The organism is Brachybacterium zhongshanense, from assembly GCF_055385755.1.
The window spans coordinates 3,292,829-3,306,459 of sequence record NZ_AP043790.1 but is presented as its reverse complement, the minus strand read 5'-3'; the positions used below and the strand labels follow the sequence as shown (position 1 = coordinate 3,306,459).

General features: G+C 70.8%; 9 protein-coding genes. 3 read left to right on the top strand and 6 right to left on the bottom strand.

What is annotated here, in order from left to right:
* Positions 1–23 precede the first annotated feature (23 nt).
* Complete coding sequence (locus tag ACZ5AJ_RS14705) at positions 24–1,886, top strand: hypothetical protein (protein ID WP_464135784.1); 1,863 nt, start codon at positions 24–26, stop codon at positions 1,884–1,886.
* Between the two features lie 117 nt (positions 1,887–2,003).
* Here ACZ5AJ_RS14705 and ACZ5AJ_RS14700 read toward each other — a convergent pair whose 3' ends face one another.
* Entirely contained in the window at positions 2,004–3,035 is a 1,032-nt protein-coding gene (locus tag ACZ5AJ_RS14700) for a LacI family DNA-binding transcriptional regulator (RefSeq protein ID WP_464135783.1), read from the bottom strand.
* A 214-nt stretch (positions 3,036–3,249) separates the two neighbouring features.
* Here ACZ5AJ_RS14700 and ACZ5AJ_RS14695 point away from each other — a divergent pair, with 214 nt between their 5' ends.
* Positions 3,250–4,284 (top strand): acetylxylan esterase, encoded by a 1,035-nt coding sequence (locus ACZ5AJ_RS14695; RefSeq protein ID WP_464135782.1) that lies wholly within the window; start codon positions 3,250–3,252, stop codon positions 4,282–4,284.
* Positions 4,285–4,406: 122 nt separating this feature from the next.
* Here the strand turns inward: ACZ5AJ_RS14695 and ACZ5AJ_RS14690 are convergent, their stop codons facing one another.
* The 5 genes from ACZ5AJ_RS14690 to ACZ5AJ_RS14670 form a co-directional block, all read right to left on the bottom strand.
* Entirely contained in the window at positions 4,407–5,282 is an 876-nt protein-coding gene (locus tag ACZ5AJ_RS14690; protein ID WP_464138781.1) for a carbohydrate ABC transporter permease, read from the bottom strand.
* A 101-nt stretch (positions 5,283–5,383) separates the two neighbouring features.
* On the bottom strand, positions 5,384–6,427 hold the full coding sequence (locus tag ACZ5AJ_RS14685) for an ABC transporter permease (RefSeq protein ID WP_464135781.1): 1,044 nt from the start codon (positions 6,425–6,427) through the stop codon (positions 5,384–5,386).
* 31 nt (positions 6,428–6,458) lie between these two features.
* Positions 6,459–8,135, bottom strand: coding sequence for an ABC transporter substrate-binding protein (locus tag ACZ5AJ_RS14680; protein ID WP_464135780.1), 1,677 nt, complete (start codon positions 8,133–8,135; stop codon positions 6,459–6,461).
* A gap of 472 nt (positions 8,136–8,607) precedes the next feature.
* Positions 8,608–9,363 (bottom strand): DUF624 domain-containing protein, encoded by a 756-nt coding sequence (locus ACZ5AJ_RS14675; protein ID WP_464135779.1) that lies wholly within the window; start codon positions 9,361–9,363, stop codon positions 8,608–8,610.
* A gap of 127 nt (positions 9,364–9,490) precedes the next feature.
* Positions 9,491–11,944, bottom strand: coding sequence for a beta-glucosidase (locus tag ACZ5AJ_RS14670; protein WP_464135778.1), 2,454 nt, complete (start codon positions 11,942–11,944; stop codon positions 9,491–9,493).
* Positions 11,945–12,436: 492 nt separating this feature from the next.
* Between ACZ5AJ_RS14670 and ACZ5AJ_RS14665 the strand changes: the two genes are divergently transcribed.
* Positions 12,437–13,588, top strand: a complete 1,152-nt coding sequence (locus ACZ5AJ_RS14665; RefSeq protein WP_464138780.1) for a Gfo/Idh/MocA family protein — start codon at positions 12,437–12,439, stop codon at positions 13,586–13,588.
* Positions 13,589–13,631 lie beyond the last annotated feature (43 nt).

Sequence of the window (13,631 nt, the reverse complement as noted above, 5' to 3'; positions counted from 1 at the left end):
CCGACGCGAAGGGTTCTCCTCTGATGACGCACACCGATCCTGCCCCCGTCGGCCCCGTCGGAGCCGTCGGGCATGTCGGCCCCGTCGGGCATGTCGGCGCTGACGGACCCGTCGGACCGGAGGATCTCGCCGCGCTGGATCGGGACCTGCCCGCGCGGGCCCGTCGGGCGATCACCCATGGCGGGCATCGCGATCTCGGGCGGGTGGTCCGCGACGCCGTCCTGCTCCTGCTCTCGGAGCCGTCCGACGCCGCCGCGGCGCGTGCGCTGTCCGCCGCGCTCTCCGCACTGGATCGCCTCGCCGAGCTGCAGGGCCCCTCGGGCACCTTCCGCGGCGGCGATAACGTCGACTCGCCTCCCGACACCGCCTTCACGGTCAACGACCTGGCCTGGGCCCGGGTCGCGCTCGGCCGGGCGGAGGCGCCGTCGGCCGACGCACGGCAGCCGCTCCGCGCCCCGCTGGACGCGATCCTCGAAGCGGTGGCCCCCGCGCTCGTGACGGGCGGCGTGCACACCCCGAACCATCGCTGGGAGATCGCCTCGGCGCTCGCGCGACTGTGGGAGGCGCAGGGCGTGCAGGGCCGTGCGGAGGACGACCCCTGCCGACTCGCCGTGCGCCGACGCGCCGAGCAGTGGCTCGCCGAAGGCGTCGACCTCCAGGCCGATGGCATGTTCTCCGAGCGCAGCGCCAACTATGCGGCGCACGTGTCGGTGCCGTCGCTGCTGACGCTCGGGCGGATCCTCGGGCGCCCGGAGCTGATCGCCGACGCCGATCGCGCCACCCGCGTGCAGGCGCAGCTGACCGGCTCCGACGGGCTCGTCGAGACCCTCGCCTCGCGCCGTCAGGACCAGTTCGCGCCCTTCGACGGCGGCGCCCTGCATCCCCTCTTCCGCGCGCATGCCGCCCGCACCGGCGACCCGCTGACCTCGCGTGCCGCCCATCGCACGGCAGCCCGTGCTGACGCCGACGCCCGCCTCACGCTCGCGGCGATGGCGGTCGAGGATCCCGCGGCGCTCGGCCCGCTCCCCGTGCCGGCCGACGATCCCCTGCCGTCCTCCCCCGACGTCGTCGAGCTCGCGGACTCGGGGCTGGTCCGGGTCGACCACGGGACGTCGTCGGCCGTCCTCCTCGGCGGGACGGACACCGCCGCGCTGGGTCGCGTGGTCTCCGGCGCCTCCTCCCGACCGACGCTCCTGCGGCTGCACGGGAGCAGCATCGGGGTGCGCGACCTGCGGCTCTCGCGGGACTTCTTCAACCTCGGCCCGCTGCGTCCCGGTCCCCCGCACCCCACGGCGACGCCTCAGGGCCGGTTCGCCTATGCGCTGGAGGAGGAGGTCGGCGACGGCTGCTACCAGCCGCTCGCACCGTCGGACCTGAGCCGGGACGGCCGCTACGACCTCGAGTTCGAGGGCCGCTTCGCCGCCGCCATGGCCTTCTCCCGCCGCGACGCCGACCGGGTCTCCCTGCGCACGTCGATGCGCGTCGAGGTCGGCCCCGGAGAGGTCACGCTGCGCATCGCCGTCGACGGGCCGACGACCCCGATCTGCCTCCTGCTCGCCCTCGAGGGCGGGCGCTTCGCCACGGAACCCGCCCTGCGGATCGACGATCGCGGACGCCGCATCCTCGACGGCCCCGACGTCCTCGACGGCTCCGACCCGTCGGGCGCCGGCCGCAGCAGCTCGAGCTGCAGCTACACGGGCGTCGACGAACGCCTCGAGATCACGGCCTCCGGAGCTCTCGGCGGCCGTGCCTTCTACGCGCCCGGGGAGGCCTATGCCTTCCTCGGGGCGACCGACGAGCCCGACGGGGACGTCCTCCTGGTCCCCGCCTCGACGTCGGCCCCGCTGAGCGTGCAGCTGCGCCTCGGCCCCGCGCCCGCGGACTGACAGCGCCGGTCACGAAGGCCGGTGACGGATATGTGGCTGCGGCTTCCATGGATGGAAGCCGCAGCCACATATCCGTCACGTCAGGGCGCGTCCGTCACGTCAGGGCGCGGCGAGACGTCAGGGCGCCGGGGCGGTGGACTCGCGCTCGATGAGCTGGGTCTCGAGCTTGAACGGGTGGGCGAAGCGGCCCGGATCGGAGGAGAGGGCGAGCAGACGCTCGACGGCCACCTGCCCCATCGAGTAGAGCGGCTGTCGCACCGCGCTGAGCTGCGGATACGTCCAGCTGGCGATCATGGTGTCGTCGAAGCTGATCACGCTGAGAGCCCCGGGGACGTCGACGCCGAGCGTGCGGGCGGCGCGCAGGACGCCCACGCCGAGGGTGTCGGCGACCGCGAAGATCGCCGTCGGCGGCTCGGACAGCCTCAGCAGCTGGTCGGCGGCGACCTGCCCGGCCTCGTAGTCGAAGCCGCCATGGACGATGAGGCTGTCGTCGACGGGGATGGACGCCTGCGCGAGAGCGGAGATGTAGCCCTGGAGGCGCTGCCGGGCGGGCACGGACTCCTCGGGGCCGGCGAGCACGCCGATGCGCTCATGGCCGAGCTCGATCAGCCGCTCGACCGCGGTCCAGCCGCCCTCCCAGTTGGTCGCCGAGATGGAGACGACGCCCTTGGTGTCGGAGCCGACGGCGACCGGGTCGATCGCGATCAGGGGCAGCGAGAGGTCGCGGCTCCAGCGCGCATGCTCGGCACCGATGCGGCTGGTCACGGCGATGACGCCCTCGACGCCGCGGGCGGCGAGGTCGGCCATCCAGGCGCGGGTGATCCCCTCGTCGGCCGCTGCATCGGCGCTGACGACCATCAGGTCGACTCCGGCCCGCCGGGCCGCGGACTCCGCCCCTTCGAGCACCTGCAGCGCGTAGGTGCTGGTCAGCGTGTCGAAGCGGATGACGGCGGTGGGTCGCCGCTCGGGCTCGCGGCGCTTGGCCTGGTAGCCGAGCTCCTCGGCGATCCGCGAGACGGTGCGGCGGGTCTCCTCGCGCACGTCGGCCCGCGCGTTCATCACCTTGGAGGCGGTGGCCAGCGAGACCCCTGCCTTCTCCGCCACGTCCTTGAGGGTGACACGGTCCCGCCGCTGCGCGTCCTCGCTCATGTCCTCACCCTTCCCCGGAGTCGGCACCGACATCGGCGGCGCATGGCCGTGCGCCGCACCGGCGCTCACCCGGGGAACAGTACCCCGGGGCGGCCGTCTTGACCGCTCGACTCAGACCACCATACCCTGAACCTCGACGGAAGTTTCAGTCCGGTTTCACACTCATCCCCGGGGGGCGCTGGATCGCGCTCCACGACACCGTGGAGGCAGGCCCATGGCCCTGTTCGACATGCCGCTGTCCGCCCTGCGCGAGTACCGCCCCGAGCTCGATGAGCCCGAGGACCTCGACGCCTTCTGGGCGGAGACGCTCGCCGACGCCCGACGCCACCCGGTGCTGCTCGCGGTCGAACCGGCCGACGACGGCATGGCCCTGATCGACACCTGGGACGTCACCTTCGCGGGCCACGGCGGCGATCCGATCCGCGCCTGGTACCACCGCCCGGCGGGCACGACGGCGGAGCTGCCCGTCGTCGTCGAGTACATCGGATACGGCGGCGGACGCGGCGAGCCCCATGAGCGGATCCTCTGGCCCGCCGCGGGGTACGCCCATCTGCTGATGGACTCGCGCGGCCAGGGCGGCATGCACGCACCCGGCGCGACCCCGGACCCGCACGGCTCCGGCCCCGCGGTGCCGGGCGTCATGACCCGCGGCATCGAGTCCCCGCAGACCGCCTACCTCACCCGGCTGCTGACCGATGCGGCGCGCGCGATCGACGCGGCCCGCGCCCTCCCGGGGGCCGACGGGCGGGTGGTCGCGCTCGGCAACAGCCAGGGCGGAGGCCTCGCGATCGCCGCCGCCTCGCTCGTGCCCGACGTCGACGCGCTCCTGACGACGGTCCCCTTCCTCGCCCACATCCGTCGGGCGATCGACCTCGTGGACACCGAGCCGTACCAGGAGATCGTCCGCTATCTCGCCGTGCACCGGGGCCGCGAGGAGGAAGTCATGCGCACCCTCTCCTACGTCGATGTCCTGCACCTGGGCCGACGGGCGGCAGCGCCCGCACAGTTCGCCGTCGGCCTGCGCGACACCACCTGCCCGCCCTCCACCGTCTTCGCGGCCTTCAACCGCTACGGGGAGCTGGCCGGTGCCCCGGCCCGCGCCGGGGAACCGGCCGGCACCCGGGACCGCTCGGGCGACCGGACGATCGAGGTCTACCCCTTCAACGGTCACGAGGGCGGCGGGGCCCGCCATCAGCGCAGGCAGCTCACCTGGCTCGCCGACCGCGTGCCGGTGCTCGCGCAGCGCTGAGGCGCTGAGACGCTGAGTTCCTCGGTCTCGCAGATGCGCCCGCCCCTTCCGATGCGTTGGCATTGCATCGGGAGGGGCGGGCGCTCCTGTGATCGTCGGTCGGCGTCCGTCGACGGGTTCGCTCAGCCCTTCACCGAACCGAGCATGACGCCCGAGACGAAGTAGCGCTGCACGAACGGGTAGACGCACAGGATCGGGATCAGGATGAGGATCATCGTGACGGACTGGATGTTCGCGCTGATCGCGTTGACGCTGGACCCTGCAGCGGCAGCTCCTTCGGAGGTCGCGGTCGACGCTCCGGCGATAAGGTTGCGCAGGAAGAGAGTGACGGGGAACAGGTTGTTCTTGTCGAGGTAGAGGAACGCACTGAACCAGTCGTTCCAATACTGCACCGAGTAGAACAGCACCATGGTCGCGATGACGGCCTTGGACAGCGGGAGCACGACCCGGAACAGGATCCCGAACCAGCTGAGCCCATCGATCTGAGCCGCCTCCTCCAGCTCGGTGGGCAGATTCTCGAAGAAGGCCTTCATCACCAGCAGGTTGAATACAGACAGCGCCGGCGGAAGGATCACGGCCCACATGGTGTTCTTCATGCCGAGCGACGAGATCAGCACGTAGTTGGGGACGATGCCGCCGTTGAAGAACATCGTGAACACGGCGATGCCGATGAGCAGGCCGCGTCCTCGCAGGTGCTTCTTGGACAGGACGAAGGCGTACGACGTGGTCAGCACCATCGCGATCGCCGTGCCGATCACGGTGTACATGACCGTGTTGCCGTAGCTGCGCCAGAACGAGCCGTTCTGCGCGACCGCCCGGTACGTGTCGAGGTTGAAGTCGACCGGCAGGAGGCTCACCTTGCCGGCGTTGATGGCGCCCGACGAGCTGAAGGACTGCGCGATCAACGTGATGAACGGGTAGAGCATCACCGCGCACAGCAGGAGCAGGCACACGGTGTTGACCACCGTGAACACCCGGTACGAGCGCGAGTCCCTGATGCGGGTGGCGCCCTGGGCGCCCTTCGGTCCGCTCCTGCCCGGCCCGGCCGCACCGCCGCCTGCCGAGCCCGGTCCATCGAGGTCGGGTTGTATAGCGTCGATCACCACAGGCTCGTCCCCACCAATCGTCTCGAGATGAAGTTCGCCGCCATCACCATGACGAACCCGATGATCGCCTGGAACAGGCCGATGGCCGCGGCATAGCTCAGGTTGTTGGACATCAGGCCCACCCGGTACAGATAGGTGGAGATGACGTCACCGGTCGAGTAGGTCATCGGGTTGTACATCAGCAGCACCTTCTCGAACCCGACGTTCAGGAACGAGCCGATGTTCAGGATGAGCAGCGTGACCATCGTCGGCCGGATGCCTGGGACGGTGACGTGCCAGGTCTGCTGCAACCGGTTCGCGCCATCAATGCGGGCCGCCTCGTACAGGGAGTCGTCGACCGCGGTGAGCGCTGCGAGGTAGAGGATCGTGCCCCAACCGACGGTCTGCCATGCCTCCGAGGCCACATAGATGATGCGGAACCACTCGGGCCTCTGCAGGAACGGGATGGCGTCCCCACCGAAGGTGGTGATGATCTGGTTCACCGTTCCCTGCAGGCTCAGCACCTGGAAAAGCATCCCGACGACGATCACGACCGACAGGAAGTGGGGAAGATAGGAGATCGACTGCACGATCTTCTTGAAATGCTTCCGCCGGACCTCGTTCAGCATGAGGGCGAGGATGATCGGAAGCGGGAAGCAGACCACCAGGGTCATGATCCCGATGATGGCAGTGTTCGCGAAGACGTTCCAGAACGCGGGGTCCCTGATGAACATCTCGATGTAGAAGAACCCCACCCACTCCTCGCCGAAGATGCTTCCTCCCGGCCGGAACCTGCGGAAGGCGATGACGTTCCCGAGCATCGGCATGTACCGGAAGATCGCGAGGAACACGAGCGGCAGGACCGCGAGCGCATAGAGCGACCAGTCCCGCTTCAGCGTCCGCTTCCATCGGCCGGGCCGCGGCCTCGGCGGTCCGCCGTCGCCCCCTCGTCGGCGACCCTCGGCGGCGCGGGTGGACCTTCCCCGTCGCCCGTCGGGACGGGGAGCGGTCGATCCGCCCTCGAGGCCCGCAGCCGGCACGTCGGTCGCTGCACTCATCGTGGCTCTCCTTCCTCCCGACGTCCGCGTCTCAGCCGTTGGCCTCGACGAAGCGCGTGCGCGCGGTGTTCATGAGCTCCATGTAGCGGGAGAGGCCGGCGGCCTCGAGCTCGCCCTGGAACGCATCCCATTCGCTCAGGTCGCGCTCCCCCATCACGAACTGCAGGGTCGCGGTGTCGACCGCGTCCTTGAGCGGCGTGGACAGGAGCGAAGCCTGCTCGAGCTCGGACTCGTCCAGCGGGGCCGGCGGGAAGGGGTCCCTCGGTGTGCGCTGGGTGAGGACCTCGTCGATGTAGGCGACGAAGGCGTCAGTCGAGTAGGACTCCTTGAGCGCGCGGGACTCGGTGGACTCCGCCGGGAAGGTCGAGAAGCCGAGATCCTGCTTGATGTCGGTGTCGGCGCCCTTGTTGATCTCGAAGTCGTCGAGCGAGTAGCCGTCGGCCAGCGCGATCGTCCCGTCGTCGGCCTTCGTGTAGGTGACGTCCTTCTCGCCCCAGCGGAGCATCTCCCGGGCGTCGGGGTTGTAGTACAGCCAATCCACGAACTGCAGGGTGGCCAGGAAGTTCTCCGAGTTCAGGACATCCGAGCTGAGCATGAAGCCGTGCCAGAAGTTGCGGGGCTCGACATTGCTCCCGGCGGGACCGGAGGGCGGCGGGATCAGAGTGACCTCATAGTTCCCGCTTCCGACAGTCTCGTTCAGCGCCTGGGCGAACTCGATCGCCGTCCCCGAGGATCCCGAGGCCGCGAAGCAGGTCTCGGCGGCGAACTTCTCGCTCACGTCCCCTCCGCCGCTGCCGTCGTTCGACGCGGTCAGAGACTCGGTGTCCAGCAGCCCGTCGACGACGAGCTCGTGGAAGAACTCGACCATCTGCTTGTACTCGTCGGTGGAGGCGGCATAGACCAGCTCGTCGCCCTCGCCGTCGATGACGCCGCCGCCGAAGCCCCACCCGGCACGGGTGCCGAAGGCGTGGGAGGCGTAGTTCAGCATCGACTGCGCCTCGAACCCGTCGGCGAGGGGCTTCGAGTCCGGGTACTTCTCCTTGATCGCCCCCAGTGCGTCCCGCAGCTCCTCCCAGCTGTCCGGGACGCCGCCGGCGACCTCCTCGAACACGTCCTTCCGCACCACGAGGGTGAACACGGGGACGGAGACCTCCTGGAGGCCCGGGAGCATGTAGTACTTCCCGTCGGCCTGCTTGAGGCTCTCCATCATCTCGCCGAGATCCCATTCCTCGACATACTTCTGGAAGTTCGGCATGTGCTCGACGTAGTCGCTCAGCGGCACGACCGCGCCGGAGGAGACGAAGGGCGCGTCCTCGCCGCTGTAGACGAGGGGGATGAGGGTCGGGGCATCGCCGGCGCTGATCAGGAGGTTGCGCTTCTCGGTCGCGTCGCTGTAGGGGATGTTGGTCAGCTCGAGCTCGACGTCCGTGAGCTCCTGGATGAGGTCGAAGATCCGCCAGCTGCTCTCGATCGGGACGTCGGGCCAGTCGGTCCACAGCATCGAGATCTTGATGGGCTCGGTCGCGGTGAACTGCGCGTCGGCGGCGAAGTCATCCATGGCTCCGACGTTCTGCGTCGACACGTCGGCCGCCTGGTCGTCGTCGCCTCCGCCGCAGGCGGCCAGCGCGACGCTCGCGAAGGCGGCGGCGGACATGCCGACGAAGCCGCGGCGGCTCGGGGACATGTGGAAGGGGTTCGATGTCGTCATCGTCATCTCCTGGTCGGTGCTGCGGATCCCGGCGAGCCGGGAGGTCTGTGCGATGGGGAAAGTGCTGATGCTGCGGGACTGCGGGGGACGTCCGGGCCGACAGCGGCCCAGCCGGATCGGGCTTCGGTGCGGAACCGGGTCGAATCGAGGGTCGGGGGGCGGCACTGCGGCCCGACGAACAGCTAGATACTTTTCCGCAAGTTTTAGCTTGTTCGTAAACCTAGCGCGCGACCTCGCGATGGTCAAGAATCTTTCGCATCATCGGCCAATACTGCATGGGGTCCGGGGCTAGGCACCTCTCACCTGCATCGTCATCCCAAAAGTGGTCGTCGAACCGTTTCGGACTCGCGCCTCGTCCGCATAACATTCTGGCAACGACCCTTGTCGTCAGGCCTAAAACTTTCGCCACCCTCTGGGGGCTGATCCGGGCTGCTGTCCACGATGGCGCGACCGGACACCGGTCCCGCAGCGCTCATCCCGTCCTTTCCGCCTCGTCGGGGTCTGCGTCGGAGTCGGCGTCGGCGTCGACGTCGGCGTCGGCGTCGACGAACTCGCGCCGCAACCGGGAGAGGACCGGCTGCTCGGACCACCACAGGCCGAAGGTCAGCGGTGCCCCGAGGATCGCCACGGCGAAGTCGCCGATGTACAGGCTGATCCCCGCTGTGAGGACGCCGAGCGAGACCAGTGCGAGCGTCCGCAGCGGCATCGTGAGCAGCGAGAACACGGACAGTCGCAGCACATCTCGGAGCCGGAATCCGAGCCGCGAGGAGATCGACAGCGCTCTCGCAGCGATCAGCAGCACGAGGACCGCCAGCACGATGAACAGCGGCCCGAGGCCCGTCGTGCCGGCGCTCGCGCCGCCGGCGAGGTTGATCGCGAGCACCCCGAGGATCAGCAGCGTCGGAGCCCCGATCCCGAGGGAGTCCCTCAGATTGACCCGGTACCCGCGCACGAAGACCTTCAGGGGGACGGGATCCGGGTCCTCGGCGCGGCGGCTCCAGGCGAAGAGGGCGGCGGAGAGAGCCGGTGGCACGAAGAGCGCGGACACCCCGTAGAGCGGGACGCTGCTCATGTCCCGCGGGAGGAGCATCCAGGTCACGATGGTGGGGAGCGTCGCGACGATCAGCAGCAGACCGATCACGAGCACCCAGTACACGCCTTCGGTGACACGCGTGAAGGTGCTCCGATCGTCCCGCGCGGGGACGCTCCTGCGAGCGGGATCGCTCATAGTGGCGCCCCCTCGCCGCAGAGCCGGACCGCGGCAGGCGGGCCACCGGGATCCGATGGCGGCTGCGCGGCACGGGACCGTCCGTGGATCGGAGCGGTGCGCATCAGGTTCACCTGCACGGATCGCATCAGACCGGCACGGACGGCGCCTCGGAGGGATCGGACGGGGCGAGCGGACCCGACCGGACCGCCGCCGGCCCGACCGGGGCCACCTCGACCGGCGTGGACAGCATCCGCTCGCCGTCGATGACGCGCACGGGTCCGACGACGTGGATGGCACCCTCGAGCTCGGCGTCCTCGCTCGAGCGGCCGAGCCGCACGCGCAGCTCGCCGGGCTCGACGATGCGGCGCAGGTCGGGGCCGACGAACGATGCGCGGTCCGCGTGCAGGCGGAAGGTGACCCGGACGCTGCTGCGCGCCGGGATCGCGACCTTCGTGAAGCCGACCAGGCGCTTGAGCGGGCGGACCACGGAGGCGACGGGGTCGGAGAGGTACAGCTGCACGACCTCCTTGCCGTCGCGATCGGAGACGTTGCTGACCAGGGCCGAGATCTCGACGGCGCCGTCGGGGGCGATCCGGTCGGAGGAGCCGCCGGAGCCGTCGGCCTCGATGCTCAGGTCGGAGTACTCGAACCGCGAGTAGCCGAGGCCATGGCCGAACGGGAACAGCGGCTGGGGATCGATGTTGGAGATCCCCTCGCTGACCCAGGCGAGCACGGACGCCAGATAGGTGCCGGGCTGGCCGCCCATGCCGCCGGGGATGCCGATCGGCAGACGGCCGGACGGGTTGACCCGGCCCGAGAGCACGCCGGCGATCGCGCCGCCGCCCTCCTCGCCGGGCATGAAGGCCTGCACGATCGCGGCGCAGCGGTCCGCGTACTCCCCGATCGCGTACGGGCGGCCGGTGACCAGCACCAGCACGACGGGCGTCCCGGTGGCGAGGACCGCCTCGACCAGCTCGTGCTGGGCGCCCGGCAGACGCAGATCGGCCACATCGCAGCCCTCCCCGGAGGTGCCGGTGCCGAACATGCCGGCCTTGTCGCCGACGGCGAGGATCGCCACGTCGGCGGCCTCGGCGGCGGCGACCGCCGCGGGGATCCCGGAGACGTCGGCATCCATGAAGCCCGTGCCGGCGACCGTCGCGAGCGCCGCCGCGGGCAGCTCCGCGGCGAGCGCCTCGGCGAGGGTCGGCACGGGGACGGAGGTGCCCAGCGGGTCGGTCCGGGAGAGCACATGGTTGGTGAAGCTGTAGCAGCCGAGGAAGGAGCGCCCGTCGTCGGCGGCGGGGCCGATCAGGGCGATGCGGGAGGGGGCGCCGAGGCGTCCGCCGCGTCCGTGCGGTCCGTCAGCGGCGAGCGGGAGGATCCCGTCGTCCGCGAGCAGCACGACGGACTCCTCCGCGAGCTCCCGGGCGAGGTCCCTGCCCGCGGCCGAGTCGAGGTCGATCTCCCGGCCGACGTGCGCGGGGTCGTAGTCCGGATCCAGCAGCCCGAGCTCGACCTTGTGCCGCAGCACGCGGCGGACGGCGACGTCGAGCTCGCCCTCTTCGAGCTCTCCGGCGGCGATCGCGTCCCGCAGCTCGGGGAAGGTGCTGGTCTCGGGCAGCTCGACGTCCATGCCGGCGCGCAGCGTCGTCACCGCCGCCTCCCGGGTGGAGCCGACGACGCGGTGCATGGACTCCAGGAAGTTCACCGCCCAGTAGTCGGAGACGACGGTCCCGTCGAAGCCCCAGGTCCCGCGCAGCAGGTCGGTCAGCAGCCAGCGGCTCGCGGCGGGGGCGACGCCGTCGATGTCGGCGTAGGAGTTCATGACCGAGCGGGCGCCGCCCTCCCGGACCGCCATCTCGAAGGGCACGAGGTCGACGTCGTGCAGCTCGCGCATGCCGATGGACACGGGCGCGTGGTTGCGGCCTGCCCGGGAGGCGGCATGGCCGGCGAAGTGCTTGAGCGTCGCGATGACGCCTGCGGACTGCAGACCCTGGACGTAGGCGGTGGCGAGGGTGCCGGTGAGGTGCGGATCCTCGCCCATGGTCTCCTCGATGCGTCCCCAGCGGTAGTCGCGCACGATGTCGAGCACCGGCGAGAGGCCCTGATGGATGCCGACGGCGGCCATGTCCTCGCCGATCCGGCGGGCCATCGCGCCGACGAGCTCGGGCGAGAAGGTGGCGCCCCAGGCGATCGCCGCGGGATACGTGGTGGCGCCGTGGGTCATGAATCCGGTCAGGCACTCCTCGTGGACGATCGCGGGGATGCCGTGGGGGGAGGCGGCGACGACGGCGGACTGCATCTCGCGCAGCTGCGCGAGACCATCGGCCACGTCGACGGGGGCGGAGCCGAAGGCGCGGGTGATCTGGCCGAGACCGTGGGCGATCGCAGCGTCGAACGGGTCGCGGTCCTCGTCGAAGCTGGACTGCATGGGGGCGAAGCCGCCCCCGCTCTCGCCGTCGTCCCCGCCCTCGGGCCCGGGGCGCCGCCAGTAGCTGCCGAGCTGGCCGATCTTCTCCTCGAGCGTGAGGTCCGCGAGCAGCGCGTCGACACGCGCGTCGACGTCCTGCGTCGGGTCGTTCCACAGCGGGGTGGTCATAGGTGCTCCTTCGCGGCCCCGATCGCGGACGGGCGCTGGGCGGGCGACGGCGTCGTCGCCCCCTGCGCCCCGCTGGCACGAGAACCGTTTCCGATGTTGGGACAAAACTTTTCCGCAAGGTTTCGTTCCGTTGGAGACTAGTAGAGGCGCGCCGGACGGTCAACCGTTCCGCCGCCCGACGGTCGTGCCACCGGCGCGCGCGAGTTCTGCGCATGTCAGGCCCATGCGCCTCTCGGGCCTCCCTCTGGAGGGCCCCCTACCCGCCGCGGCCGGCGACATGTAAAGTAAGCGAAAGCAACTAAGACAGTGCTCGACAGCTGCCCGCGCTGCAGATCCGCGCGGAGGCCTCACGAGACCGCACCACCGAGCACCTCGAGGACGAGGAGAACAGTGAGCACACCCGTGACACCATCGCCCCCCGCCGCCCCGTCGGCCGCAGCCGCTCCGTCGGCCGACGCCGGACCCGGCCCCGCCCGACCTCTGCGGGTCGGCATGGTCGGCTACGGCTTCATGGGCGCCGCCCATGCGCATGCCTGGCGCACGGCGCACCGCTTCTTCGACCTGCCGCTGGTCCCGGAGCTGACGGCGATCGCCGGGCGCAGCCCCGAGGGCGTCGCCGCGGCGGCCGAGCGCTTCGGCTTCGCCGGCTCGGCCACGCGCTGGCAGGACCTCGTCGAGGATCCGACGATCGACGTGATCGACATCTGCACCCCCGGCGACACCCACCGCGAGATCGCCCTGGCCGCGCTCGCGGCCGGCAAGCATGTGCTGTGCGAGAAGCCGCTGGCGAACTCCGTCGCGGAGTCCGAGGAGATGGCCGACGCCGCGGCGGCGGCCTCCGCCCGAGGGATCCGCTCGATCTGCGGGTTCAGCTACCGTCGCACCCCGGCGCTCGCCTATGCCCGGCAGCTGGTGGCCGAGGGCGTCGTCGGCGAGATCCATCAGATCCGCTGCCAGTACCTCCAGGACTGGCTGGCCGACGCCGACGCCCCGATGACCTGGCGTCTGCAGAAGGACAGGGCGGGCTCCGGGGCGCTCGGAGACATCGGGGCGCATGTCATCGACCTGGCCCAGTGGATCAGCGGCCAGGACGTCGCCGCGGTCTCCGGCACCCTGCAGACCGTCGTCCCGACCCGACCGGCCGCCGGCGACATGCAGGGTCTGGGCGGCCGGGGCGACGCCTCCGGCGAGCGCGACCAGGTCACGGTCGACGACGTCGCCCTGTTCACCGCCCGCTTCCCCTCGGGCGTGCTGGGCTCCTTCGAGGCGACCCGCATGGCCACCGGACGCAAGAACGCGATGCGCATCGAGATCAACGGCTCCGCCGGCTCGATCGCCTTCGACTTCGAGCGCATGAACGAGCTCGAGATCTGCGACGCGACCGCGCCCGCAGGCCGACAGGGCTTCACGCGGGTCCTCACCACCGAGCCCGAGCATCCCTACGCGGCCGCCTGGTGGCCCACCGGTCACGGGCTCGGCTACGAGCACACCTTCACCCACGAGATCGCCGACCTCGTGCGCGCGATCGGCAAGGGGGAGGATCCCTCCCCGTCCTTCGCCGAGGCGCTGCAAGTCCAGCGCGTGCTCGCCGCGGTCGAGGCCAGCGCCGACGACGACTCGCGCTGGCACACCGTCGGCGCCTGACCGCGGGTCGGCCCGCGGCACCCCCGGAGAAGCACCCCACCCG

Bases quoted from the DNA above. Each gene is read 5' to 3' on its own strand.
- ACZ5AJ_RS14675 (WP_464135779.1), bottom strand. From the start codon at position 9,363: ATGAGCGATCCCGCTCGCAGGAGCGTCCCCGCGCGGGACGATCGGAGC.
- ACZ5AJ_RS14700 (WP_464135783.1), bottom strand. From the start codon at position 3,035: ATGAGCGAGGACGCGCAGCGGCGGGACCGTGTCACCCTCAAGGACGTG.
- ACZ5AJ_RS14685 (WP_464135781.1), bottom strand. From the start codon at position 6,427: ATGAGTGCAGCGACCGACGTGCCGGCTGCGGGCCTCGAGGGCGGATCG.
- ACZ5AJ_RS14695 (WP_464135782.1), top strand. From the start codon at position 3,250: ATGGCCCTGTTCGACATGCCGCTGTCCGCCCTGCGCGAGTACCGCCCC.
- ACZ5AJ_RS14680 (WP_464135780.1), bottom strand. From the start codon at position 8,135: ATGACGACATCGAACCCCTTCCACATGTCCCCGAGCCGCCGCGGCTTC.
- ACZ5AJ_RS14665 (WP_464138780.1), top strand. From the start codon at position 12,437: ATGGTCGGCTACGGCTTCATGGGCGCCGCCCATGCGCATGCCTGGCGC.
- ACZ5AJ_RS14705 (WP_464135784.1), top strand. From the start codon at position 24: ATGACGCACACCGATCCTGCCCCCGTCGGCCCCGTCGGAGCCGTCGGG.
- ACZ5AJ_RS14670 (WP_464135778.1), bottom strand. From the start codon at position 11,944: ATGACCACCCCGCTGTGGAACGACCCGACGCAGGACGTCGACGCGCGT.